The 24,336-nt window shown below is 68.7% G+C and carries 25 protein-coding genes; 11 read left to right on the forward strand and 14 right to left on the reverse strand.

From position 1 onward, the window contains the following. Window position 1 precedes the first annotated feature (1 nt). Entirely contained in the window at window positions 2-952 is a 951-nt protein-coding gene (gene phnD, locus AB5L97_RS18140; RefSeq protein WP_369045731.1) for a phosphate/phosphite/phosphonate ABC transporter substrate-binding protein, read from the reverse strand. 114 nt (window positions 953-1,066) lie between these two features. Further along, complete coding sequence (locus AB5L97_RS18145) at window positions 1,067-2,314, reverse strand: TIGR03364 family FAD-dependent oxidoreductase (RefSeq protein WP_369045732.1); 1,248 nt, start codon at window positions 2,312-2,314, stop codon at window positions 1,067-1,069. Between the two features lie 165 nt (window positions 2,315-2,479). Between AB5L97_RS18145 and AB5L97_RS18150 the strand changes: the two genes are divergently transcribed. Together AB5L97_RS18150 and AB5L97_RS18155 are read left to right on the forward strand one after the other, a co-directional pair. Then, entirely contained in the window at window positions 2,480-3,241 is a 762-nt protein-coding gene (locus AB5L97_RS18150) for a GntR family transcriptional regulator (protein ID WP_369045733.1), read from the forward strand. A 7-nt stretch (window positions 3,242-3,248) separates the two neighbouring features. Further along, window positions 3,249-3,989 (forward strand): HAD family hydrolase, encoded by a 741-nt coding sequence (locus AB5L97_RS18155; protein WP_369045734.1) that lies wholly within the window; start codon window positions 3,249-3,251, stop codon window positions 3,987-3,989. A 90-nt stretch (window positions 3,990-4,079) separates the two neighbouring features. Here AB5L97_RS18155 and AB5L97_RS18160 read toward each other — a convergent pair whose 3' ends face one another. From AB5L97_RS18160 to AB5L97_RS18195, 8 genes are all read right to left on the reverse strand, one after another. Further along, window positions 4,080-4,457 (reverse strand): VOC family protein, encoded by a 378-nt coding sequence (locus AB5L97_RS18160; RefSeq protein WP_369045735.1) that lies wholly within the window; start codon window positions 4,455-4,457, stop codon window positions 4,080-4,082. A 153-nt stretch (window positions 4,458-4,610) separates the two neighbouring features. After that, window positions 4,611-5,315 (reverse strand): substrate-binding domain-containing protein, encoded by a 705-nt coding sequence (locus AB5L97_RS18165; protein ID WP_369045736.1) that lies wholly within the window; start codon window positions 5,313-5,315, stop codon window positions 4,611-4,613. Further along, window positions 5,312-6,286: an aldo/keto reductase gene (locus tag AB5L97_RS18170; RefSeq protein ID WP_369045737.1), complete on the reverse strand. Its 975-nt coding sequence runs from the start codon at window positions 6,284-6,286 to the stop codon at window positions 5,312-5,314. The genes AB5L97_RS18165 and AB5L97_RS18170 overlap by 4 nt, the downstream gene beginning before the upstream one ends. Next, on the reverse strand, window positions 6,283-7,236 hold the full coding sequence (locus AB5L97_RS18175) for a Gfo/Idh/MocA family oxidoreductase (RefSeq protein ID WP_369045738.1): 954 nt from the start codon (window positions 7,234-7,236) through the stop codon (window positions 6,283-6,285). The genes AB5L97_RS18170 and AB5L97_RS18175 overlap by 4 nt, the downstream gene beginning before the upstream one ends. Before the next feature lie 35 nt (window positions 7,237-7,271). Beyond that, window positions 7,272-8,669 (reverse strand): protocatechuate 4,5-dioxygenase subunit alpha/beta, encoded by a 1,398-nt coding sequence (locus AB5L97_RS18180; RefSeq protein WP_307956190.1) that lies wholly within the window; start codon window positions 8,667-8,669, stop codon window positions 7,272-7,274. A gap of 1 nt (window position 8,670) precedes the next feature. Further along, the gene (locus AB5L97_RS18185) at window positions 8,671-9,606 is read right to left on the reverse strand and encodes an amidohydrolase family protein (RefSeq protein ID WP_307956191.1); all 936 of its coding nucleotides are present in this window, start codon (window positions 9,604-9,606) and stop codon (window positions 8,671-8,673) included. A 2-nt stretch (window positions 9,607-9,608) separates the two neighbouring features. Next, entirely contained in the window at window positions 9,609-10,301 is a 693-nt protein-coding gene (gene ligK / locus AB5L97_RS18190) for a 4-carboxy-4-hydroxy-2-oxoadipate aldolase/oxaloacetate decarboxylase (protein WP_307956192.1), read from the reverse strand. 15 nt (window positions 10,302-10,316) lie between these two features. After that, window positions 10,317-11,345, reverse strand: coding sequence for an amidohydrolase family protein (locus AB5L97_RS18195; protein ID WP_369045739.1), 1,029 nt, complete (start codon window positions 11,343-11,345; stop codon window positions 10,317-10,319). Between the two features lie 108 nt (window positions 11,346-11,453). Here AB5L97_RS18195 and AB5L97_RS18200 point away from each other — a divergent pair, with 108 nt between their 5' ends. Beyond that, window positions 11,454-12,344 carry a LysR family transcriptional regulator gene (locus AB5L97_RS18200; protein WP_307956194.1) on the forward strand — a complete coding sequence of 297 codons (891 nt, stop codon included), beginning with the start codon at window positions 11,454-11,456 and terminating at the stop codon, window positions 12,342-12,344. A gap of 40 nt (window positions 12,345-12,384) precedes the next feature. Here AB5L97_RS18200 and AB5L97_RS18205 read toward each other — a convergent pair whose 3' ends face one another. Then, on the reverse strand, window positions 12,385-13,038 hold the full coding sequence (locus AB5L97_RS18205; protein WP_369045740.1) for a hypothetical protein: 654 nt from the start codon (window positions 13,036-13,038) through the stop codon (window positions 12,385-12,387). A gap of 203 nt (window positions 13,039-13,241) precedes the next feature. On the opposite strand from AB5L97_RS18205, the gene AB5L97_RS18210 reads away from it, so the two are divergent. From AB5L97_RS18210 to AB5L97_RS18220, 3 genes are read left to right on the forward strand one after another with little or no spacing between them, the layout of a single operon-like run. Beyond that, on the forward strand, window positions 13,242-13,964 hold the full coding sequence (locus tag AB5L97_RS18210; protein WP_369045741.1) for an alpha/beta hydrolase: 723 nt from the start codon (window positions 13,242-13,244) through the stop codon (window positions 13,962-13,964). Window positions 13,965-13,978: 14 nt separating this feature from the next. Beyond that, window positions 13,979-14,266, forward strand: coding sequence for a muconolactone Delta-isomerase (locus AB5L97_RS18215; RefSeq protein ID WP_307956197.1), 288 nt, complete (start codon window positions 13,979-13,981; stop codon window positions 14,264-14,266). Between the two features lie 42 nt (window positions 14,267-14,308). Further along, window positions 14,309-15,280: a ketopantoate reductase family protein gene (locus AB5L97_RS18220; protein ID WP_369045742.1), complete on the forward strand. Its 972-nt coding sequence runs from the start codon at window positions 14,309-14,311 to the stop codon at window positions 15,278-15,280. Between the two features lie 93 nt (window positions 15,281-15,373). Here the strand turns inward: AB5L97_RS18220 and AB5L97_RS18225 are convergent, their stop codons facing one another. The 3 genes from AB5L97_RS18225 to AB5L97_RS18235 all read right to left on the reverse strand — a co-directional run bounded on the left by AB5L97_RS18225 (window position 15,374) and on the right by AB5L97_RS18235 (window position 18,093). Further along, entirely contained in the window at window positions 15,374-16,030 is a 657-nt protein-coding gene (locus tag AB5L97_RS18225) for a DUF1254 domain-containing protein (protein WP_369045743.1), read from the reverse strand. 1 nt (window position 16,031) lies between these two features. Next, window positions 16,032-16,634 carry a DUF1214 domain-containing protein gene (locus tag AB5L97_RS18230; protein ID WP_369045744.1) on the reverse strand — a complete coding sequence of 201 codons (603 nt, stop codon included), beginning with the start codon at window positions 16,632-16,634 and terminating at the stop codon, window positions 16,032-16,034. 148 nt (window positions 16,635-16,782) lie between these two features. Continuing rightward, window positions 16,783-18,093 (reverse strand): peptide synthetase, encoded by a 1,311-nt coding sequence (locus AB5L97_RS18235; RefSeq protein WP_369045745.1) that lies wholly within the window; start codon window positions 18,091-18,093, stop codon window positions 16,783-16,785. Window positions 18,094-18,144: 51 nt separating this feature from the next. Here AB5L97_RS18235 and AB5L97_RS18240 point away from each other — a divergent pair, with 51 nt between their 5' ends. The 5 genes from AB5L97_RS18240 to AB5L97_RS18260 all read left to right on the forward strand — a co-directional run bounded on the left by AB5L97_RS18240 (window position 18,145) and on the right by AB5L97_RS18260 (window position 24,296). After that, window positions 18,145-18,942, forward strand: a complete 798-nt coding sequence (locus AB5L97_RS18240; protein WP_369045746.1) for an alpha/beta fold hydrolase — start codon at window positions 18,145-18,147, stop codon at window positions 18,940-18,942. A 163-nt stretch (window positions 18,943-19,105) separates the two neighbouring features. Beyond that, on the forward strand, window positions 19,106-19,885 hold the full coding sequence (locus tag AB5L97_RS18245) for an SDR family NAD(P)-dependent oxidoreductase (RefSeq protein WP_369045747.1): 780 nt from the start codon (window positions 19,106-19,108) through the stop codon (window positions 19,883-19,885). 48 nt (window positions 19,886-19,933) lie between these two features. Then, window positions 19,934-20,503, forward strand: a complete 570-nt coding sequence (locus tag AB5L97_RS18250; RefSeq protein ID WP_369045748.1) for a dihydrofolate reductase family protein — start codon at window positions 19,934-19,936, stop codon at window positions 20,501-20,503. Between the two features lie 223 nt (window positions 20,504-20,726). After that, entirely contained in the window at window positions 20,727-21,134 is a 408-nt protein-coding gene (locus tag AB5L97_RS18255) for a DUF1801 domain-containing protein (protein ID WP_369045749.1), read from the forward strand. Between the two features lie 264 nt (window positions 21,135-21,398). Beyond that, the gene (locus AB5L97_RS18260; protein WP_369045750.1) at window positions 21,399-24,296 is read left to right on the forward strand and encodes a bifunctional YncE family protein/alkaline phosphatase family protein; all 2,898 of its coding nucleotides are present in this window, start codon (window positions 21,399-21,401) and stop codon (window positions 24,294-24,296) included. Window positions 24,297-24,336: the final 40 nt, after the last annotated feature.

The following is a 24,336-nucleotide window of genomic DNA, read 5'->3' on the forward strand; positions in this document are numbered from 1 at the left end:
GTCAGATGCCCGCGCAGGTCTTGACGTCGGGCAGCTTGTGGCAGAGGTCGCGCAGGTTGTCGTAGTACTTGTCGTCGACCGGCTTGTTGCCCTCGCCGAAGAACTTGTCGAAGGCAGCCGTGGTGGTGATCCCAGCGTCCTTGATGTCCTTGGTCGTGACCACGGACATCTTGTCCTTGAGCGTGGCCTTGAGGTCGGCGGGGAGCGCGTCGGAGACCGCAAACGGCGGACCCGGGACGAACTCCTTCTGGACAACCTTGAGGTCCTCAGCCTTGAACAGGCCGGCCGCGGGACCGGTCGTGGTCACGGTGATCTCCTGCGCGAAGCCCGCCTCGCACTCGCTGGCCTGGGCCGTCTTCTGGGCGGAGACATCGTGCTTGCCCGCGAACACGGGCGTGTAGTCGCCCTTGTTCAGGCCGGCCTTGGTGAGCATGTAGGTCGGGAAGAGGAAGCCGGAGGTCGAGTTCTCGTTGACGAAGCAGACCTTCTTGCCCTTGAACCCGGCGACGTCCTTGATGGACGAGCTCGCCGGGACGATTGCGGTCGAGTAGTAGCCCGGCTCGTGGGTGCTCGCGTCGACGGACGCGCCCACGGGGGTGAACTGTGCGCCCTTGGCCTTGGCCTGGAGGTAGGTGAAGCCGGAGAAGGAGACCACGTCGACCTGGCCGGCCACGGAGGCCTCGATCAGGGCCGCGTAGTTCGAGGACTCCTTGACCTCGACCTTCTTGCCGGTCACCTTGCCCACGTAGTCCGCGATGGGCTGCCACGTCGACGTCGCGGCGCTCTCGTCCGGGACCATGCCGATGATGAGGGTCGAGGAGTCCTTCGCGAAGGTGCCTGCGCCGGCGGAGGTAGTGCTCGCGGCTGAGGCTCCGCACGCGCTGAGGGCCAGCATGGCGCCGAGGGCGAGGGAGACGGCCTTGAGGGGCCTGCTCGAGGGGACGAATGACATGGTTGTGCCTTCCAGTGGGGGTGTGTTTCGGAGAGGGTGTGTTTCGGAGAGGGTGTGTTTCGGAGAGGGTGTGTTTCGGAGGGAGGTGGTCTGGGGTGCCGCGAGGGCTCGGAGCTACGCGGCGAGCGTGCGCTCCGCAAGGCCGAACGAGAGGGTCATGCCCACGCCGGACGTCACGGAGACGACCGTCACACCGGGCGCGACCTCGCGCACGAGGTACGGGGCGACGTCGGACGACGCGTAGATGCCCTGCCAGCGTTCGATCACGGCGAGGTCGCGGCCGAGAGCGGCACGGTGCTCGTCGAGGAGGATCTGGCTCGTGCGCTCGTCGAGGAACGGCGCGGCAGTAAGGGAGTACGCGTGGGAGTCGCCGATGAGGAGCGAACCGTCGGGGCGCTGGGTGCACATGACGTTCGCGCCGATGTCGATCAGCTCGGGCCGCGCGGCCTGCACCTGCTCGCGCAGGGCCTGCGCCGAGGGAAGGTCCGTGAACGCCGGATAGCGGAGCATCGACGTGGCCGTCAGTACGGCCGGGGCGATCTCGGTGGCCTCGAGCGGGGCGACGCGAGCCATCTGGAGCGCGCAACGCTGGATCCTGTGCTCAGCGGCTAGCTCGGGCCAGAGTCGGTCGACGTCGTGCCCGACGCAGACGACCGCTCTGCGGGCCCGCAGAGGGCCGCGCGAGGTGCGCACGACGACGCGCGCATCGTCGGCGAGATCCGCGCCGCCGGCGCGATCAGCACGGTCTTCGCGATCTGCGCCGTCTGTGGGATCAGCGCCACCGGCCGGATCCGCCTCGCCGGCGCCGAACACCGTCGTGTTCCAGCGGACCTCGCCCCGCGGCTGGGTGTCGATCCAGGCGGCGAGCGCCGCCACAGTGGTCCGCGGGTCGACCCGGAGGTCGTCCCGGAGCCAGGCCCCTCCGAGGATGCCGTCGGCGTGGGGACGGCCCACGCGGCGCGCGGTCTCGTCCGCATCGAGCAGCGCGACCTCGCCGTCCTCGCGGGCCGCGGAGAGCTCGTCGAGCACGTCGAGCTCGGCGCGCGTGCGGGCGATCACGACCGCGCCGGCTTCCGCGGCCCAGAAGCCCGCCCTCTCGGCCATGGCCAGCCAGTGGCGGCGCGAGGCCTTGGCGATGGCGTGGAGGTCACCCGACTGGGCCGTGACGCACGCATGGCCGAAGTTGCGCACGGATGCGCCAACGGCCTCGTGGTCGCGGTCGAGCACGATGACGCTCTGGCCCTGCGTGAGGGCGAGCGAGGCATGGGCGAGGCCCAGGATGCCCGCGCCGACGACGATGAGGTCGACCGGGTCCACGCGACCTGCATCCTCGGGCTGCGCGGCGGAAAGGTGATCGCTCACGTATCCGAGAGTGCGGGCAGCATGGGTGGCGGCTCAAGCCAGAACGCGTCTTGTCTTGATAAGTTTGCCAAAGCTTCGCCTTGACCTCGCGGAGTTCACTGAATCTTCGTCCCAAACTCCCGAAGGATGACCCCCTTCACAGTGGCAACTTGTATTATCAAGTTCATGAGCAGCTCCCCTGCGTCCGATCCGCGCCACACCGTCATCGCGGCCGAGTTCCGGCGCCGGATCGCCGAAGGGATCTGGCCCGTGGGGGCGAAGATTCCGAGCGAGTCAGAGCTCTGCCGCGAGTTCGGCACCTCGCGCGGGCCTGTCCGGCAGGCGCTCCAGAGCCTGCGCGTCGAAGGCCTCGTGGCGGGTGGCCAAGGCCGCCCGCCCGTCGTCAGCGGCAGCGTCCCCTCTCAGCCGTTCGAAACCCTCCTGTCCTTCAGCGAATGGGCGCACGGGATCGACCGGACGCCCGGTCAGCGCACCATCGAGGTGTCGCTGCGGACGGCGGGTCCGGAGGCGGCCGCAGCGTTGCTCCTGGAGAATGGAGAGAAGGTTGTCGAGATCCTGCGCGTGCGCTCTCTCGACGGCGCGCCGGTGATGGTGGAACGCACGAGCTTCGTGCACGACGTCGGCCGCCATCTGTTCGACTTCGACACCGACTCCGGGTCGATCTTCGCGTTCCTCAAACAGCGAGGGGTGGACCTGCGGGGGGCTCGCCACACGATCGACGCGATCCTGGCGGACACGCTGGACAGCGAACTCCTGGGCTGCGCTGTCGGCGCTGCGCTCCTGCGCGAGCGGCGCGTCACAACGACTCGGGAAGGCCAACCCATCGAGTACTCGGACGACCGCTACATCCCCGAGCTGACGAGCTTCACCATCTACAACACCGCGGACAGCAGGTCCTTTCTGGCCCGAGTCCCCTCGAGCGAATGAGGACTGCATGATCACGCTTGTGGCCTGCGACATGGCGGGCACCACCATCGACGAGCACGGCTCCGTCTACCGGGCCCTCGCCGACGCAGTCGAGGAGATCGCCGGCACCCGGCCGAGCGAGGCGGACGTGCAGCACTGGATGGGCGCCGACAAGGCCGAGGCCATAGAGGCCCTTGTCCGGACCGTGGGCGGGGTCCCGACTCCGGAGCTCGTGCTGAGCGGCTTCGCTCGCTTCAAGGCGATGCTGGCCAAGTATTACGGGCAGCAACCGCCCGTGGCCCTGCCCGGGGTCGAGGAGGCACTGGCCTCGCTGCGGGAGCGCGGGGTGAAGGTGGCTCTCACGACGGGCTTCTCGCGCGATGTCGCGGAACCGCTGCTCGCGGGCCTCGGCTGGGCGGTGGCCCCCGGTGCCGCGGACCCGACGCGGCGCGGCGCGGCGCACGACGACGCCCCCGCCGATGGTGCCGCGCCTCGCCTGGTGCTCGACGCCGTCGTGTGCTCCGACGAAGTCGCCGCCGGGCGGCCTGCACCGTACATGATCCATAGGGCGATGGAGCGCACGGGCGTCCAGGACGTGAGGGAGGTCCTCGCCGCGGGCGATACCGTGAACGACCTCCTCGCGGCGACCCGCGCCGGCGTCACAGCCGTAGGCGTCCTCACGGGCAAGCTGGGCCGCGCCGACCTCGAGGCGCACCCGCATACCTACATCGTGGACGGCGTCCGCGACCTCCCGGCACTCCTGGCCTAGATGGTCGGCGGACGGCCGCGCGCACAGGTCCGGCGGGACGGACCGACGCGTGATGACCCCGGCGCGCCGCAGCCCGCGGGCACACCATCCTCAGGTTTCGAGCCGCCTGCGCAGGAGGCAGAACTCGTTGCCCTCGGGATCCGCGAGCACCTGCCACTGCGCCTCCGCGCCCTGCCCGATGTCGAGTTGGCTGGCGCCGAGGGCGAGCACCCGCTCCAGTTCGGCGTCCTGGTCGCGGTCCACAGGGTTGACGTCGATGTGCAGCTGGAGCTTGGTGGCGCGTGGGTCGGTGCTGGGCATGAGGAGGATGGTCGGCTGGAGCCCGCCGAAGCCGGCTCCGGGCGGGCCGATCTCGATCAGGCCGCCGTCCCGGTCGATCTCCACGTACCCGAGCACCTCGCTCCAGAAGCGCGCGAGGAGCTCGGGGTCGGCGCATTTGAGGACGAGTTCGCTGATGCGGGATGCCATGACGGCCAGTGTACGGAGCCGGGCGGCGGGGCGGACGACGGCGAGTGCGCACCCGTCGTCGTCCGCTCACGTTCACGCAAGCAGCAAGCGGCGAGCAGCCGCTCAGACTGCGCCAGGCTGCTGCTCGTCCGCGCGCTGCTGTTCGTCTGCGCGCTACGAGCCGGCCGGCGCGAAGCTGTGCGCGGCCAGGATCGGAGCCGCGGCCTCCGACGCGAAGAACCGCAGCACCTCGAACGCCCCAGCAGGATCGCCCGACGCCGCCGCAACCGCGCCGCCGAAGACGGTGTCGATCGCGCAGTCCGGCGGCAGTACTCCGAGGATGCGAACGCCGGGCTGCCCCACGAGCTCGCTGAGCTGCTGGAACCCGAGGTCGACGTCGCCGTCGGCGAGCGAGCGGGCAACCGGAATGCCCGGACGCGCGCGAACCATCCGCTGCCCGAGCTCTTCGCCTAGGCCCCAGCCGTCGATCATCTTCACGAGCGCGACGCCGCTGGGGCCGGTCGAGTAGCCGATGCGGGCGGCCTGCTGCAGAGCGGCGCGCAAGCCCGCGGCGTCCGGGAACGCGTACGCACCGTCGTGGGTTGCGGGCTCATCGGACTCGGAGGGAACGGCCACCGCGACCTGCGACAGCATGAGCGGCGTCACCGAACCGGCCACGACATGCCCGCCATCGGCAAGCCGCTGCAGCGCGTCCACGGCGAGGAACACCAGGTCCAGCTGCTCACCCTCCGCCACGCGCTTTGCCGCATCCACGCCGCCGACCGACTCGACCTCCACCTCGGGCAGGCCAGCCGCCACGGCCGCCGCCTTCAGATCCGCGAGCACGTGGCGGGTAGCCATCGACGAGATCGCCCTCATGCGGCGTCCTCGAAGGCCTCGGCGTCGACCTCGCGCGCTGCGGCAGGCGCATAGCGCGGACCCGACACGGTGGACGTTCCGATGAGAACACCCGCGCGGTCGAGCAGGTCAGCATCGATCGAGAGATCGGAAGCCGCCTGGTTCTCGCGGAGGTGATCCGCACGCGTCGTGCCAGGGATCGCCACCACGTGCTCACCCCGCGAGAGCACCCACGCGAGTGCGAGCTGCCCCGGAGTGCAGCCGGCCTCGGCGGCCAGAGCCCGCCATTGAGGCAGCAGGGAGGCGTTGGCGGGCCAGTGCTCCGGCTGGAATCGCGGCATCCCGCGCCGGATGTCCTTCGGCGCGAACTCCGCCGGGTCGTCGAAGCCATCGCTGAGGAAGCCCCTCGCGAGGGGCGAGAACGCCACCAGGGCGACCCCGCCCTCGCGAGTCGCCTCGAGCATGCCGAGCTCGGGGTTGCGGCTCCACAGCGAGTACTCGTTCTGCACCGCGGCGATGGTAGCGACGGCCTGTGCCTCGCGCAAACGCTGCACGGAGACCTCCGAGAGCCCGATGGCACCGATCTTTCCGGCAGTCACCATCTCAGCAAGCGCACCAACGCTCTCCCCGATCGGCACCTGCTTGTCCCAGCGGTGCAGGTAGTACAGGTCGATGTGGTCGACGCCGAGGCGCCCGAGCGACGCATCGACCTGTGTGCGCAGCGTCTCCGGTCGCCCGTCGATCACCTTGACGCCGTCGACCATCGCCATGCCGCCCTTGCTGGCCAGCAGCACCTCGTCGCGGCGCCCGGCGATCGCCTGCCCGACCAGCTCCTCGTTGCGGCCGCCGCCGTAGAGCGTCGCGGTGTCGAGCATGCGCACGCCCTCGTCGAGCGCCGAGCGCAGGAACGCCAGACCGTCCTCGACCGACGGAGGAACCCCGTAGGCGTGGCTCAGCGACATGCAGCCGAGGCCGATCTTCGGCAGGATCACGCGAGCTGCTCCTCGAGCGCACCGAGCACGCGGTAGCAGTCGATGACCTGGCGGATCGAGGAGTTCGGCTCGCGCCCCTCGCGGATCGCGCTGACGAACTCGCGGTCCTGCAGCTCAATGCCGTTCATGCTGACCGCAACGTTCGACACGTCGATCTGCTCGTCCTTGCCGTTGAACAGGTCGTCGTAGCGCGCAACGTAGGTGGCGGTATCACCGATGTAGCGGAAGAAGGTGCCGAACGGCCCGTCGTTGTTGAACGACAGCGACAGCGTGCAGATCGCCCCGGTCTCGCTCTTGAGCTGGATCGACATGTCCATGGCGATGCCGAGCTCGGGATGGATCGGGCCCTGGATGGCGTTCGCCTGCACGATCTTGCCTGCCTGGTAGGCGAACAGGTCCACCGTGTGAGCGGCGTGGTGCCACAGCAGGTGGTCGGTCCATGAGCGCGCCTCGCCCTTGGCGTTCGTGTTCGTGCGACGGAAGAAGTACGTCTGCACGTCCATCTGCTGCACGTTGAACTCGCCCGCCGCGATCCGGTTGTGCACCAACTGGTGCGAGGGGTTGAATCGCCGCGTGTGGCCGACCATCGCGACGCGGCCCGATGCCTCTGCGACGGCGAGGGTCGCCTCGGCGTCGGCGAGGGAGTCGGCGAGCGGGATCTCGACCTGCACGTGCTTGCCGGCCTTGAGCACCTCCTGCGTCTGCGAGGCGTGCAGGCCGGTCGGGGTGGCGAGGATGACGGCGTCGACGTCGTCGCGCTCGAGCACGACGTCGAGCCCGACGACGGCGTTGGCCACGCCGTACTTGGCGGCGACGCCGTCCGCCTTCTCCTGCGAGGTGGCGGAGACGACGGTCACCTCGGCGTCCTCGATGTTCTTCAGGCCGTCGAGGTGCTTCATGCCGAAGGCGCCATTGGCGCCGACGACTGCGACGCGGATCTTGTCGGTCATTCGTTTCTCCTCAGAAGCGGGGGCGGATGAGAGTGTCAGGCGTTCGGAACGGCCGCGGTCTCCGCGGGCTCGGGGGCCGGCACCTGATCCGCGGGCTCAGCTATCACCGCGTCGTCGGCGAAGTCGGCGCGCGGTGCGGCCGGGTTCGAGATCACCAGGTGCCCAACCGCGGTGTTGGAGGCGGGGACGTGGTAGAACCGGTGGTCGACGGAGGGAGCCTCGCCGTGGAACTGGTCGTCCATGGCGCCGCGGGCGATCAGCCAGTCCACGAGCTCGATGCCCTCGGAGCCCGCCTCGTCGACGTACTCCATGTGATCCCACTCGGTCAGGCCCAGCGGGTCGGCGATGAGGTGGTCGAGGAACGCGTTGTCCCACTCCTCGTTGATGAGACCGGCGCGCGGGCCCTGGAGCTGGTGGCTCATGCCGCCGGTGCCCCAGATCTGCACGTTGAGCTCCGGGCCGTCCCACTTGTCCAGGGCGCGGCGCAGGGCCTTGCCGAGCTCGTAGCAGCGGCGTCCGGAGGGCACCGGGTACTGCACCACGTTGACGGCCAGCGGGATGACCTTGCACGGCCACTCCTTGACGTCGCCGAAGACGAGGGAGAGCGGCACGGTGAGCCCGTGGTCCACGACCATCTCGTTGACGAGGGTGAGGTCGAAGTCGTCCTGGATGACCGACTGCGCGATGTGTGCGGCGAACTCCGGGTAGCCCTTCACGTCCGGGACCGGGCGGGGGCCGTAGCCCTCGTCGGCCACGGGGTACTCTTCCCCGGTGCCGAGCACGAAGGTGGGGATGATGGAGGAGTCGAACGCCGTGGCGTGGTCGTTGTAGACGAGGATGACGACGTCGGGCGTGTTCTGCTTGGCCCACTTGCGGGTCCACTCGTAGCCGTCGAAGACCTTCTTCCAGTACGGCTCCTCGGTCTTGCCGAGGTCCATCGCGGCACCGATCGCCGGGACGTGCGAGGTGAACAGCGCGGAGGTGTACTTCGCCGGGGCGTTCTCGCGCATGGTCTCGGACTTCTCGCGCGGCAGCGGCGGCGTCCAGCCGTCGAGGTCCTTGAGGCGGTTGCCCTCGGGGCGGCGCCCGCCGCCGATCATCATGTCGCGGTAGGCGGCCTCGGACATGCCCGTCATGGAGCCGGCCATCTGCTGGAAGCTCAGGCCATGGGTGGCGCCGATCTTGCTCAGGAAGTAGATGTTGCCGCCCTCGGCCATCATGGCGTTGAGGTCCATGTCCAGGACGGCCTGGTGCTGCTTCGGCGAAAGCGGCCACTCGTTGAGGTACGCCTCGCGGTCCGCCAGGTAGCGCTCGCGGTTCTCGGGCTTCATGAGCGACATCGAGAACTGGTTCAGGTGATATCCCTTGCGGGCCATCTCCGCGTCGAAGATGATCGTGCCGGGAACGTCCTTGTACGGCTTGTCGAGTGACATGTCATGCTCCTTCGGGCCAGTAGAGGCGGTGGGGGTTGTCGACGAGCAGTCGCTGCTGGAGCTCCGGCGTCGTGGCGATCTGGGGGATGTAGTCGACCAGCAGCCCGTCGTCGGGCATGTGGTCCTTGAGGTTGGGGTGGGGCCAGTCGGTTCCCCACAGCACGCGGTCGGGGAACTCCTCGACCACGCGGCGGGCGAACGGCACGACGTCGGTGTAGGCGTGCTGCTCACCGTCCAGGGCGCGGGGCCCGGTGACGCTCAGACGCTCTGGGCACGAGACCTTGGTCCACACGTTCGGATTCTCCCGCATGAAGCGCAGGAACAGCTCGAACTCGGGGCCGTTCGGGTCCTTGGTCACGTCGGGCCGGCCCATGTGGTCGACCACGAGGTCGGTCGGGATGCTCGAGAAGAAGTCGAACAGCTCGGGCAGGTCCTCGGCCTCGAAGTAGATCACCACGTGCCAGCCGAGCGGCGCGATCTTCGCAACGATCTCCTCGAGCGAGTCCGTGGGGACCCGGTCGACGAGGCGCTTGACGAAGTTGAAGCGCACGCCGCGGACACCGGCCTCGTGCAGCTCGGCGAGCTGCTCGTCCGTCACATCGCGGCGGACGGTGGCGACGCCGCGCGCCCGCCCTCCGCTGCGGCGCAGTGCATCGACCAGCGCGCGGTTGTCGGCGCCGTGGCAGGTCGCCTGCACGATGACGTTGCGGTCGAAGCCGAGGTGGTCGCGCAGGGCGAACAGCTGCTCCGCCGAGGCGTCGCAGGGCGTGTACTTGCGTTCCGGAGCGTAGGGGAACTCCGCGCCGGGTCCGAACACGTGGCAGTGTGCGTCGACCGCGCCGTCGGGCAGGCGGAAGGCGGGCGTCGCAGGGCCGTCGTACCAGTCAAGCCAGCCGGCGGACTTCTCGAAGCCGCCCGTGGTGTCTCCGTGCGCCATGGTCAGTTCTCCACGTACTCGAGGCCGGCGGCGGCAAGCGGCTCGCGCATGCCGTAGATGTCGAGGCCGAGCACGCCCTCGCGGAACTTCACTCGCTTCGCCTCTTCGTTGTCCTCACGCTTCTGGCTGGCATCGGCGACCGCGCCGACGAGTTCGCGGGGAACCACGACGACGCCGTCAACGTCCGCGACGACAACGTCACCGGGATTGACGAGCGCGTTCGCCACGACGACCGGGATGTTCACCGAACCGAGCGTGGCCTTGACCGTGCCCTTGGCGTTGATGGCCCGCGAAAAGACCGGGAAGCCCATCTTCTCGAGGTCCGCCACGTCCCGGACACCTCCGTCGATGACCAGGCCCTTGCAGCCGCGGGCGGTCAGCGAGGTGGCGAGCAGGTCGCCGAAGAAGCCGTCCTCACTCTCCGTGGTGCAGCCGGCGATGATCACGTCGCCCTCCTGCACCTGCTCGGCCGCGACATGGAACATCCAGTTGTCGCCGGGCTGCAGCAGCACGGTGACGGCCGGGCCGCAGAGCTTGGCGCCGGTGTAGGCGGGGCGGATGTAGGGGCGCAGGAGGCCTACACGGCCCATCGCCTCGTGGATCGTCGCCACGCCGAACTGGGAGAGGCGGGCGACGTCCTTCGGGTCGGGACGCTCGATGTTCGTGTGGACGATTCCGAGGTTGTTCAGTCGCATGGGGGTTCCTTCTCTTTACAGGCCGCGCGCCGTCAGGGCACGGTCGAGGCGCGGGTACACGCGGCGGGCATTGCCTTCGAAGACCTGCGCGCGCTGCGCGTCGGTCAGGTTCTCGGTTCCATCGACGTAGCGCTTCGTGTCGTCGAAGTAGTGGCCGGTGCGGGGGTCGATGTCGCGGACGGCGCCGATCATCTCACTGGCGAACAGGATGTTATCGGTGGGAATGACCTTCGTGAGCAGGTCGATACCGGGCTGGTGGTAGACGCAGGTGTCGAAGAAGACGTTGTTGAGCAGGTGCTCTTCGAGCTCCGGCTTGCCGAGCGCCATGGCGAGGCCGCGGAATCGGCCCCAGTGATAGGGCACAGCGCCGCCGCCGTGCGGGATGACGAGCTTGAGGTCCGGGAAGTCGCGGAACAGATCGCCCTTGAGCAGCTGCATGAAGGCGGTCGTGTCGGCGTTCAGGTAGTGGTCCCCGGTGGTGTGGAACACCGGCTTGCAGGAGGTGCTCACGTGCACCATCGCAGGGATCCCGTACTCCACGAGCTTCTCGTAGACCGGGTACCAGGATCGGTCGGTCAGCGCAGGGGCCGTCCACTTGCCGCCGGAGGGATCCGGGTTGAGGTTGACCGTGACCGCGCCGAGCTCTTCGACGGCGCGGGTCAGCTCGGCGACCGTGGTGGCAGGATCCTCGCCCGGGGACTGCGGAAGCATGGCCCCCATGAGGAAGCGGTCGGGGAAGAGCTCGCTCACCCGGGCACACAGGTCGTTGCAGATCCGCGCCCAGGTCTGGCTGACCTCGAGATCGCCGATGTGGTGGGCCATGAAGGAGGCGCGCGGGCTGAAGACCGTGATATCGCTGCCGCGCTCGTTCATGAGCCTGAGCTGGTTGGCCTCGATGGTCTCACGGATGTCATCGTCGGAGATCGTCAGGGCCGCCGGATCGGGAGCCTCACCCCGCCCTTCCGTGAAGGCGATCTGCAGGTCGCGCCAGGCGCCCAGCTGGGCCGGCGCCGTCGTGTAATGGCCGTGGATGTCGATGATCACCGAGTGTCGTCCTTGTCACGTGGAGGCGGGTATGCCTCAATGCTAGGCAGATCACATCCATGGCGTCGAATAGATATCGAGTGCATCCCGCATAGATACAATCAATAGATGGTGTTCACCGACCTCAACCAGCTGCGCACCTTCGTGGTGCTCTACGAACTGCGCAGCGTCACCGCGGTCGCCGAGCGGCTGCACGTGACGCAGCCGACCGTCAGCTACACGCTGCGGCGGCTTCGAGGGCGATTCGGCGACGAGCTGTTCCGGCGCGAGGGGCATGACATGGTGCCGACCGCGAAGGCGACCCAGTTGTTCGGCCCCATCCACGAGGCGCTCGCGCAGATCGACGCGACGGTGGACGAGCCGGACACCTTCGAGCCGGCGGGATTCACCGGCGAACTCATGCTCGGACTCACCTCGATCGGCGAGCAGACCTTCCTTCCGCCCATCATGACGGCGCTCGCACGCGAGGCCGCCCGGCCGCACCTGCAGGTGGAGAGACTCGATTCGGATCAGGTCGAGGATGGGCTCACCCGGGGAACCATCGATCTGGCGATGACCGTGTCGATGATCGGCAGCCCGGGGCTGTGGCGCTCGCACGTGCGCGCCGTCGAGTACGTTGCGCTCGTCTCGGGGGCGCACCCCCTGCCGCCGACCGGCCCCGACATGTTCGCGGGTCGACACTTCCTGCGGGTCTCGGCGCGCGGCGGGCACGTCTTTCCGCTGCAGGTGCTCACGGACAACGGGCTCATGCAGCAGGTCGTGCTGACAGTGGAGGAGTATGCGACGGTACCTGCGGTGCTCGAGGCAACGGACCTTGCTGTCCTTCTGCCGCGGCACGTTGCCGAGGTCTTCTGCGGGTGGTTCCCCGGCCTGCTGATCGCCGACCTTCCCTGGCCGCCGCAGAGCACCCCGGTGTCGCTGTACACGCGGCGCGAGGCGAGCCTGACGCCGGCCCAGCGGTGGTTCCGCTCGCTCGTGCTGAATGCCGTCCGGGAATGACGGGGGTGAAACTGCCGCGCCAGCGGCGAGGCTAGCCGGGTCAGCTGCGCTTGCGGTTCCAGCTGGCCTTCGCCGGCGCGAAGGGGCTGCGCACGTGGATCGACCACGACGAGTGCGGGTGGATCGAGAGGATGCAGCGCTCGTACCAGGCGCGCGCCTCGTCGGAGAGCCGCAGCAGCACGGCGTCCTTGTCGACGTCGTCTTCCGGGCGCGGCCGCAGTGCCTTCCAGACCAGCTGCACCTCAGGCGCACCGGTGGGGATGCCGTCGATGTCGAGCACCGCGCGGTCCCAGGGCAGCTGCAGTCGCGGGTCGCGCTTGTACACCCAGGCGCGCGGAGCGCCGTCCTCCACGTTGACCTTCAACACCCATGCATCCTGCTCGACATCGCGGACGAGCACGGGCTGCACCTCGTCGCCCTCCTGGATCTCCGCGAACGGCACGAGGTCGTCGTCGTCGCGCACCGCCCACGCATCGTATTCCGCGGGCAGGCTCGCCACGAGCTGCGGCAGGTCGCCGAACACCACGCTCACATCCGTGTTGGAGCGCTCGCGAATCGGCGCGCCCAGCCAGCGGTCGAGGGCCACGCCGCCCGAGAGCCACCAGCGGACGGGCGACGACGCGAGCAGATCCGCGACGGCCTGCGCTGCGAGGGGCTCCCACCTCGTCTCGGGAGTCGGTGCGGAAGAAGCCATGCCTCAAGGTTACCCACGCGATGAGTGGGGAATGTCGAACCAGCTGGAGCGGCACCACCGAGAATTCTCCGAATCGGTTCCGATTCCTGAGCCCGGGGCCGCCCGTACTATTCAGAACAGTGGCGCGATTCAGAACAGTGGCGCTATTCAGAACAGCGGCGGACGAAAGTAAGGTGACGGCAACGGTGAAACAGGAGCAGCACTTGGATCAGGAGACGTATGTGCTCGTCCACGGGGCGTGGCACGGGGCCTGGTGCTGGAGACCGCTGGAACGCCTCTTGGTAGCAGCAGGCGCTCGGGTCTTCACGCCGACGCTGACGGGCCTCGGCGACCGTGCACATCTGCTGACTCCCGCCGTCGGACTCGACACCCACATCGCCGATGTGCGGGCCGTGATCGAGACGGAGGACCTGGACGACGTCATCCTGGTCGGCCACAGCTACGCGGGGATGGTCGTGACGGGGGTCGCTGCCGAGATCCCCGACCGCATCAAACGGCTCGTCATCGTCGACGGCTTCCTGCCCGAGCGCGGTGAAGCCGCCATCGCGCTCCTCCCCGAGCACGCGGCCGCCCACTACCTCGAATCCGCGCGGGAGAACGATGGGCTCGTGATCGACCCGCGGCCCGTCGCGAACCTCGGCGTCACCGACCAGCGGGTCATCGACGAACTCGCTCCGCGACTCACGCCCCAGCCCGCGAAGACGTACATGGACTCGATCGGACACGGGCTGGCAGACCTCCCGTTCACCGGTGACTACCTGCTGTGCTCCGGCTGGCGCACGCCATTCACCCCATTCGCGGGCCGCGCCGCCGCGGCCGGCTGGAACGTCAGTGAGCTCGACGCCGACCACGAGGTCCTCGTCACAGACCCCGAGCTGCTCGCGCGGCACCTCCTCCAGTCCGATGCCTTGGCATCGGCAGACTAGACAGCGAGACGACCATGGAATTCCTGGTGAGACAGGAGAACCGCATGCCTCCTCTGCCGGCAGAAGAGGCATCCCGGATCAAGGCCGCCGAAAGGGAGTATGCCCAGCAGCTGCGGGACCGCGGGATCCTGCGCCGCCTGTGGCGCGTGCCGGGCACCCGCACGGCGATCGGCTGGTACGAGGCCGACGATGCGACGGTGCTCCACGAGGTGCTCTCGGGGCTGCCGACGTTCCAGTGGCAGACGATCACCGTCGAGGCCCTGGCGACGCACCCGCAGGAGCAGATGCTGCGGCCCGAGTGAGACGCCACAGTGCGCCGGTACCCTGACGGAGGAGGAGAGGTTATGAGGATACTGATCGCGGGTGCTGGGGCGACAGGCGGCTATTTTGGGGCGAGGCTCGCCCAGGCCGGTCGGGACGTCACCTTCCTGGTTCGTTCAGGGCGCGCTGAACAGCTGAGCGGGGGTCTGCGGTTGATCGGCACGGATACCGATGAGACCGTGCAGGTGCGCGCTCTGACCACCGAGCAGCTCGACGACAGGCCGTATGATCTCGTGATGCTGGCAGTCAAGGCGAGCGCCCTCGAGAGCGTGCTCGGCCAGCTCGGGCCTGCGATCGGACCGGAGACGCTGGTCCTTCCGATCCTCAACGGCATGCGGCACCTTCGGCTCCTCAACGACCGGTTCGGCACGGATCGTGTGCTCGGCGGATCCGTGCGCGTCGTCGCCCGTGTGACGCCGGACGGCGCGATCCGCCAGGTGCTCCCGTTGGCCGAGATCGTCCTCGGCGCCCAGCCCGGGGGTCCCGCCGCCCGCGCCGACGACGTCGGGCGCGAACTCTCCGTGCCGGGCTACAAGCTGCGCGTCACGCAGCAGATTCTGACCACGATGTGGCACAAGTGGGCGTTCATCGTGGCTTCAGGAGTCGGATCGATCCTCATGCGCGCCAGCTTCGGCGAGATCGCGGCGATGCCGGAGGGGCGGGACTTCATCCGTGAAGTGCTCGCCGAGACCGAAGGGGTCCTGAACGCTGCGGGATACCCGGCGTCCGATTCCTCGCACCGATCATCACTGGAGATGCTGACACAGCCTGGCTCGCCCTTCGTCCCATCCCTGTACCGCGACTTCACAGAGGGCCGAGAACACGAGGGCGAGCACCTTGTCGGGGACTTCGCCGCCACCGCACGCGAACTCGGGGTCGAGACGCCCCTGACAGATCTGGCACTGCTGCAGCTCCGTGTTCACGACCGGGCCAAGGCAGCGGACCGTGCCTCAGGCTCGACGGCTACCGAGGCCCTTCCTCCAGACTCGGCGTGAGCAGATCCTGGGGTAGATGTCATTCACGCGGTCGGCGACCTCCGTCTGGATGAAGCCGACGACGGGCCGCGTCGCACTGATTTGAGGCAAGGACTAGCGGCCGAGCGGGGCGAGCTGGATTTGCTGCGCGAGTCCGTAGGCGGCAGGAAGGTCGCTTTCGCTGGCGACGAAGACGCGACCCACGACGAGAACCGAACGGCTTGGCGAGGCGATCCGCGTCATGCCGCCAGGCACCGTCCCCCGCCAGTCCGGCCCGCTGATGACAAAGTCACCGGCGCGGGTACCCGTGGTGCGTTTGCCGACGTAGGCAAAATTGGCGCTATTCGACGGGTCGGTGAACTGCACGCTGTAATAGCGCTCGCCCATGTCGGGCACATGCAGTACCTGCGGCCCCTTCGTCAGGTCGAGCCAGCCGCCGATGTAGAGCACATCGTCGGTCCCGGTTGCCAGGAGGCTCCCGGGCGCCGCCGACGCGGATGAGGTGCTGGCCGCGGCGTACAGGGTGTTGACGGGGACCGGGCCGCCGCCGAGCCCGTGCTTGAGGAATGCCCGTTTGAAGCCGTTGACCGTGAGCCGCGGCCACAGGTAGATGAACGCCGCCGTGCCGAGCACCCACACGATCCCAGCGGCCACTGCGAGTGGAATGATCTCGCTCCAGCCGCGCGAGATCCGCTGGTAGACGACCCAAGCGAAGACCACGAGGATGACGACGGTCAGGGGGTACGAATACTTCAGAATGAGACGGTTCATGTCACCGCGCCCTCGCGACAGGCGGAATTCGGTACGTGCCGTTGAGAATCTCCGCGCTCGGCAGATACACGCGGAGCATCAGTTTGAATCTGCCAGAAGGAATGGGCAACCAGTTCTGCTCACGCCCTGCCGGGGCATCGTGCTGCAGGTAGATATCAACGGAACCGTCGGCGTTCTTCGCGAGGTCTGAACGATCGTCGAAGCTCGAGCGCTCCATCGGACTGCTCACCATGTACCCGACCACGTCGGTCACGGTGAGGGACCAGAAGGCGTCATGCGGCGGCAGTCCGCCGGCCGGGAAGCGCAGGTTGTATGCATGTGCGCCGCTGAGGATCTGCCCTGAGCCGTCTGTGGTTGCAGTGAAGTATGCGGCCTCTTCAAATACATTGACCGCGGGCAGGGCCTTGGCGCAGGCTGCCCGCACCAGGACGCCGTTCTCGGGACGGCCGCACGCACGGATGACGCTCCAGCCATTGGCGGTCGTCGTGACGGCCCGGATCACAGCATTCATGATGAGGATTGCCGACAGGAACGCCAGAGTGGCGCCGATGATGACCCCTTGCACCACCCCGGACTGCGCGACCCACGCGAGGATGCCTGCCATGTCCGCACACTAGCCGCGCGCCCGAGGGCAGCACAATGACGCGTCGCAATTCAGGCGCGTGCCACCGCCTTCGGGAGTGAGCGTCCATCGCGAGGCGATGCTCGACGTCGTGCTCGTCGCCGCCGGAACCCGCCCGGCCGGCCCGCGGTCACGCGCGCGCAGCCTCCGCGATCCGGTGCGTGAACTCGTCGAGCAACGCGCCGACGGTGGTGCGGGCAACAGGGTTGTCCGGGTAGCGGCAGCGCAGGTGCAGCCCGTCCCCCGCGACGATGAACCAGACCATGATGTTGTCCGTGGGCAGCATCGCCGAGACGAACTGCGGCTCGAGTGCGGAGTCGATGCCCAGCGGCATGCGGCGCATGTCGAGCCACGAGATCGCGAACATCCCTGGGGGCTCCTCCGCGCTGCCGATGCGCTCGAAGATCGGAGCCAAGGGGTAGGCGCCGAGGCGCACAGCCTCCTCGACGGCCGCGGCGCAGGAAGCTGGGTCCGGTTCGGCGATGTCGAGCACGGCGTTCGTGATGAACCACCCGACTGACTCTCGCCACCGCTGCTCGTTGCGCGAGTGCACCGGGAACACCGCTCGCAGCGGCGCGCCGGCCAGGTCCTGGAACAGCCGCGCGAGCTCGGACAGCACGGCCGGGAGGAGACGCACCCCCCGCGCACGCCCGCGTTCTTCCAGACGGGAGAGCTCGTCCTCCCTGAGCACGTCGCGTACCTCCACGACGGCGGGGGAGGGCTGCGAAACATCGCCCAGCGGCAGCGGGAACACGGGCATCCCGCCGCCGCCCGCCCGCAGGATCTCCCGCCAGTGCGCGATCACCCCGGCCGGCGCCTCCGGCATCGCCGCGAGCGTGCGCGTGTGGTCGGCGAACGACGCGGGCGGCGCCGCAGGATCCGGAGCCGCTGAATCACGAGCCGCGGGATCCGTCCCCGCCAGCACCTCGTGGGCAAGGATCAGCAGCGACCACATGTCGACATGGGCGTGGTCGCTGGCGACGACGACGACGGGGCGCGCGTCAGGCTCGCCGGGGGCCGGTGTGACCAGGGCGAGGAGGTATGACGGCGCCGCGAACGGGCGGCACTCGGCGTCGAGCAGCGCCCGGAGCGCGTCGCGCGTTGTCCCGTGGGCGCCCACCTCGTGACGCCGCCACGCGCCGTCGTCCACCGTTGCCTCGTGCAGCCGCACCCGCGGGCCATCGGGCGAGAAGACGGTGCGCAGGGTCCCGTGGCGCGCGATCACCGCCTGCCAAGCCTCGCCGAGCGCGACACGGCAGGGTGCGTGCGGGAGGCGGAAGGACACCGCCATCCAGGACCCCTCGCGGTCGCCGCGTCCGACGTGGCGGCCCTGGTCGTAGGACACGGGAAGTTCGCGCGCCGGGTCGGGCTCGGCGCGCACGGCGAAGCTGTCGAGCGATCCCTCGGGCAGGACCATGTGGGCAACCGTGGTGAGCCGCATGGTGCCGTAGTCTAGGGCCCAGATGTTTCGAGAAGGCACACGGGAGGGCTCGTGGCCTCATTCCAGTCGCGCGGAGCGACTCTTGACTACGACGTCGCCGGTTCCACCGGTCCCCTCGTCGTGCAGCTGCACGGGCTGACATCCAGCCGCGAACGCGACGGACAGCTCGGCCTCAACCTCGCACGGGCCCTGCGCGACCACCGCATCCTGCGCTACGACGCCCGCGCGCATGGGCGCTCCACCGGGACGCTCGCCGAGGCCGACTACAGCTGGCCCAGCCTCGCCGACGACCTGCTTGCCCTGCTCGACCACGTCGCGCCGGGCGAGGAGGTGCATGGGGTGGGGCCGTCCATGGGGACCGGGACCCTCCTGCACGCGGCGCTGAAGGATCCCGCGAGGTTCGCGTCGCTGACCCTCGTCACGCCTCCGACGGCGTGGAAGCGCCGGGCGGCCCAGAGCGAGACCTATCTGGCCAACGCCGCCATGGTCGAGCAGGAGGGCATTGCCGCGTTTGTGCAGCGAGGCTCGACGGCGCCCACGCCGCCTGCGCTCGCTCATGCGCCCGAGACGAGCGTGGCCGTGCCCGAACGCCTCCTGCCGGCCGTGATGCGGGGCGCGGCGGCCACCGACCTGCCGAAGGGGAAGGACGTCGCAGCCATCGGGGTACCTGCGCTGATTCTCGCCTGGAGCGGGGACCGCTCGCACCCGTTGTCGACGGCGCAGCAGCTGCACGCCCGGATGCCGCACAGCCGTATCGTCGTGGCGCGGACGCCGTACGGGATCATGGCGTGGCCGGGGCTCTTCGCGGAGTTCGTCACGACCGTTGGCAGCGGCGACCTGGCCTTCTGAGGGCGGCGCGCTGGAGGGGACGCACTCGCGCGCCCCGAGCATCCAACGGACGTCGCGTGGGCGGAGGCCAAAGGCTAGGGTGAATCCCAGCACCGTACGAGAACCCGACATGGCCCTGCCTGACTGCGCGCGGGCCCGTGGCCGAGGACGCACAGGAGTCACTATGAGCAAGCTCGCACTCGTTACAGGCGCCACCTCCGGGATCGGCCGAGCCTTCGCCGCACGACTCGCCGCAGAGGGCTACGATCTGGTGATCGTGGGCCGACGACAGGACCGTCTGGAGGAGTTCGCCGGCTCCCACCCCGAGGTCAAGGTCCGGACCATGGCGGCGGACCTGTCCACCACCGCCGGGATCGACGCCGTCGCCGAAATCTGCGCAAGCGAGCCGCTCGACATGCTCGTGAACAATGCGGGCGTCGCCCACTACATGCCCCTCGCCCAACTTCCGGCAGATAAGGCAGCCGAACTCGTCAACGTCAAGGTCCTCGCGCCCACGATGCTCACCCGCGCCGTCGTCGCGGGCATGCAGGAGCGCGGCGAGGGAACCATCGTCAACGTGGCCGGCATGATCGCCTTCAGCGGGCCAGCCCCCCATTCCCTGATGCCACGCCGAGCGGTCTACGGCGGGAGCCTCGCGTACCTCGTCGCGATGTCCCAGACCCTCAGCGCGGAGCTCGAGGGCACCGGGGTGACCGTGCAGGTTGTGTGCCCGGGCGTGGTCGCCACCGAGTTCCACGAGCGGCAGGGCTTCGACCTGAGTGCGGTGCCGCGCATGAGCGCCGAAGACGTCGTCACCGCGAGCCTGCGGGGCCTCGAGCTGGGCGAGACCGTGTGCGCCCCGGGCGTCGAGGACGCGAGCCTGCTCGACGCGGTCTTCAGCGCGGACCTCGCCGCCTTCGGGGGCCAGAGCGTCGAGCTCGCCAGCCGCTACCGGAGCTCCTGAACCGACGGAGATCTTACGCTGGCGGCCCGCCGATGGAAGGCTGGCGGCATGCGGAAACTGATCTACGGCATGAACGTGACCCTGGACGGCTACACCGCCGCGGCCGGCGACGACATCGACTGGAGCGGCCCGCCCAGCGACGAGCTGTTCCAGTGGTGGCTTGACCAGGAGCTCGCGAGCGGGCTGACGCTGTACGGGCGCAAACTGTGGGAAGCCATGAGCCCCTACTGGTCCACCGCCGACCAGCAGCCAGGCGCCACCCCCGCGGAGCTCGCGTTCGCGCGGAACTGGCGGGACACGCCGAAGGTCGTGTTCTCGTCCACTCTCCGCGGGTCACTCGACTGGAACACCCGGCTGTTCGACGGCGACCCGGTCGCCGAGATCGCCCGGCTCAAGGCCGAGGCCGGAGCCCAGATGACCATCGGCGGCGCCACGCTCGCCGCAGCCGCTATGCGGGCCGGGCTCATCGATGAGTACATGCTGGCCACCCACCAGGTCCTGGTCGGCGGCGGCACACCGTTCTTCACCGCTCTGGGCAGCTGGGTGAACCTGAACCTGGTGGAGACGCGAACGTTCCCTGGCGGCGTCGTACTGACCCGGTACGAGGCGAGACGCTAAGCGGTTCTGCACCCGCCCGGCTGTCCACGTCGCAATGTACGTCGTGTCCCGGCCACTTGGCGTGCTCCCGGCGCTTGTGTGCATTGGGTTGGTGGCGCAAGGCTGGTGGGGTGATGACTTTCGCTGTGGCCACAGACAGGGTCCTTGGCGAGTCCCCACGATGGCGTGACGGCAAGCTCTCGGCTGCCGACGTTGTCAGGGTCGACCCCGTGAGTGCTGCCCGGTGAACGCCTCTCCTTCCGACCCCCGCGTCGACGAGTACATCGACCGGCTGCCCGAGTGGCAGCAAGCTATTTGCCGCGAAGTTCGCGCGTTGGCCCGCGAGGCCGATCCAGAGGTCGAGGAGACCATCAAGCGATCGGTGCAACCGTACTTCGTGCTCAAGGGCAATATCTGCGCCCTGCTCGCCGCCAAAGACCACGTCAACATCTTCCTCTACGACCCCACGGTGGCCGATCCACACGGCATCATCAATCAGGGCCAGGGGAACTCCACAGCTCGGGCCGTCCAGATCTACCGGGACGACGAGATCAACTGGACGGCCCTGCTGGCAATGTTCCGCGCCATCATCGTCAACAACCGTGCCGGAGGCTGGCGACGGATCAAGAGCGGCGCCCAATCCCCGCGTTAGGAGCCTGCGACGGCGGAAGCTCGCCCCGCGTCGTGACCGCGAGCGGACGACGGCGGCTGAGCGGCCGCCGCTGTTCTGTGTGAGTTAGGCGGCGCGACACAGGCAATTCACAGCGTCGTAATGCTGGGCGCGAAAGATCGAAAGGCCGGGATCGAGCCCTCGTGCAGCGTCCCCCCAGCGGACGAGGGCTCACCCGCAACCATCAGAGAATCTCGCCCTCCCTCTGCGCCGTCAGCGCTCTGGGCTGAGAAGAGGAGCACCGCAATGGCCGGACGGTCAACAGGTAACCGAAGAACCCTCATCCTCCCTCCAAGCCTGTCCCACGGCCTGCGTCGGCTGTCGGCGCCCCGGCTCGGGCGCAGGCCGTTCGCGATCGTGGCCGCCAGCTGCTCGCTCGCCCTGCTGGGCGGCGGTATCGCAGCGGCCTCGACGATCCAGTTCGGCCAGAATCAGGTCGGTTCTCAGTATGAGAACGGGGAGCAGATCTCCTCGAACCAGGTCATCAAGCCGATCGGTGACCGCCTGATGACGCCGTTCGGCAAGATCATGGGCTCGGTGGTGAGCCCAGACGGCCGTTACCTCGTCGGGACCAGCGCCGACCGGTCAGTCGACCTGCAGGTCTTCGACCTCAAGACCTACAAGCCCGTGGCCGCAGCGGGTACCCTCTCGGCCACGTCGTTCACGGCGGCCTCCACCAACGCGGGCTACTTGGGCATGGCCTACCAGCACATCTCCGACGGCTCTGTCGGCCAGGAGGGCCCGGTCTTCTCGCCCGACGGCAAGTTCCTCTACGCCCCGGTCGCCTCGGGCATCGTGCGCTACCCGTTCAACCCGGACGGCTCGCTCGGCGCCAGCACCACGATCAGCATCCCAGCTGTCGGCGGCAAGCAGGCGCTGACCGCTGGCATGGCGTTCTCTCCGGACGGATCAACGCTGTACGCGGCGGTCAACGGCCAAAACACCGTCGTCGGGATCGACCCGGTTGCCGGCACCGTCACCCAGACCTTCAGCACGGGCATCGCCCCCCGCCAGCTCAAGTTCGTCGGGACCAAGCTGTACGTCTCCAACGAGGGCGGGCACCGGGCCGCCGCCGGCGACACGACGATGGGCTCCTACGGCACCCAGGTTCCCGCAGACACCTACCTCGGCACCTCCACGAGCGGCACGGTCAGCGTCATCGACACGGCCAGCGCCGCCGCGCCGGTCTCGTCGATCGACGTCCAGCTGCACCCGACCGCAATGCACCTCGACGGCTCGACCCTCTACGTGGCCAACACGAACAGCGACACCGTCTCGGTCATCGACACGGCGACCAACAAGGTGGTGCAGACCATCGCGACCCAGCCGTGGGCCTCGTCGCAGGTTGGCTACGCGCCGACCGCGATCACCATGCAGGGTGATCACCTGCTGGTTTCGCTGGGCCGCGCGAACGCCATCGCCGTCTACGAGGTCAACCAGCAGAACCCGAAGGATCCGGCCAGCTACATAGGCCTCCTGCCGACGGACTACTATCCGGAGAACGTCGCGGCGGTGAACGGCCAGATCGTGGTCACGAACACCCGCGGCATCGACGCGCGCGGCCCCGTGCTGAGCTTCAACAAGGGCCCGGGCACCACGGTTGCCACCGGCCACGGAACGCACTCCACCACTGCCTCGCTCACCAGGTTCACGCTGCCGAGCGACGAGCAGATCCAGCAGTACACAGAGACCGTCTTCGAGCAGAACGGCTGGGACGGAAGCTCCGTCAAGGAGGCGACGGCCGCAGAGGCCGCCAAGATCCCGGCCGTGGCGGTGCCGAAGCGGATCGGCGATCCGTCGACGATCAAGCACGTCTTCCTGATCGTCAAGGAGAACCGCACCTACGATCAGGTGTACGGCGACATGAAGCAGGGCAACGGTGACGCCTCGCTCGCGCAGTTCGGCGCGAAGGCCACCCCGAACCAGCACGCGCTGGCCACCCAGTTCGGGCTGTACGACAACACCTACGACATCGGCACGAACTCGGCCGAGGGCCACAACTGGATGATGCAGGGCGACAACCCCGCGTACACGGAGACCAGCGCCGGCGAGTACAAGCGCTCCTACGACACCGAAGAGGACGTCCTGGGCCACCAGCGCTCCGGGTTCCTGTGGACCTCGATCCAGTCCGCGGGCAACACGGCGAGGAACTACGGCGAGTTCGAGTACGGCGAGGGCAAGCCGGCCGGCGCAACCTGGCAGCAGTACTACTGTGCTGCGACGAGCACGATGGCCGGCGGCGACCCGTCGCAGCTCTTCACCCCCGCCCTCCAGATGCACTCCAGCTCGGTCATCCCGTCGCTGAATGCGATCGGGGACACGAACGCGGCACCTTTCGACACCTCGGTGCCGGACATCTACCGCTACGAGACGTGGAAGCAGGACTTCGAGAAGAACGGTCCGAAGAACTTCCAGATGACGTGGCTCTCGAGCGACCACACGGGCGGCACCGCGGACCCCGAGGCGCAGGTCGCGGACAACGACCTCGCCGTGGGCAAGATCGTCGATGAGATCTCGCACTCGCAGTACTGGAAGGACTCCGCGATCTTCATCGCTGAGGACGACAGCCAGGACGGCGCCGACCACGTCGACGGCCACCGCGCCCCGGTCCAGGTCATCAGCCCGTACGCCGTGCACGGCCAGACCGTCAGCACCTTCTACTCCCAGATCAGCATGGTTCGGACCATCCAGCAGATCCTCGGCGCCCAGCCGCTGAACCAGAAGGTCGCCGCGGCCACCCCGATGTTCGATGCCTTCACCAACAAGCCGGACATGACGCCGTACGCGGCCGTCCCGAACCAGGTCCCCCTGACCGAGGGCGTCAAGACCGCACCGGCCTGCGGCCTCGACACGCTGGGGCAGACGGGTGCCGCCGCGGCCGCGGTCAACACCGCGGCGGCCCAGGCGGCCGCCGTCCCGGCCTCGATGCAGGACATCGCCGAGGAATGGGACACCTGGTCCGAGCAGCAGCACCTGACCGGCAACGGGGCGAAGGAAGACTTCGCGAACCCGTACCTGTTCAACCGCTGGACCTGGTACCAGACCCATGGCTGGCAGACCCCGTACCCGGGTGACGCCAAGGTCTACGGGCCGAACGACGTGCCGGGCATCGCCGCCGACTCGACCGACCACGCGGACGGCTGACGGACCCCTGACCGGCTGGTGACCGCCGGTCAGCGAGCAT

The organism is Sinomonas sp. P10A9, from assembly GCF_041022165.1.
Classification (GTDB): domain Bacteria; phylum Actinomycetota; class Actinomycetes; order Actinomycetales; family Micrococcaceae; genus Sinomonas; species Sinomonas puerhi.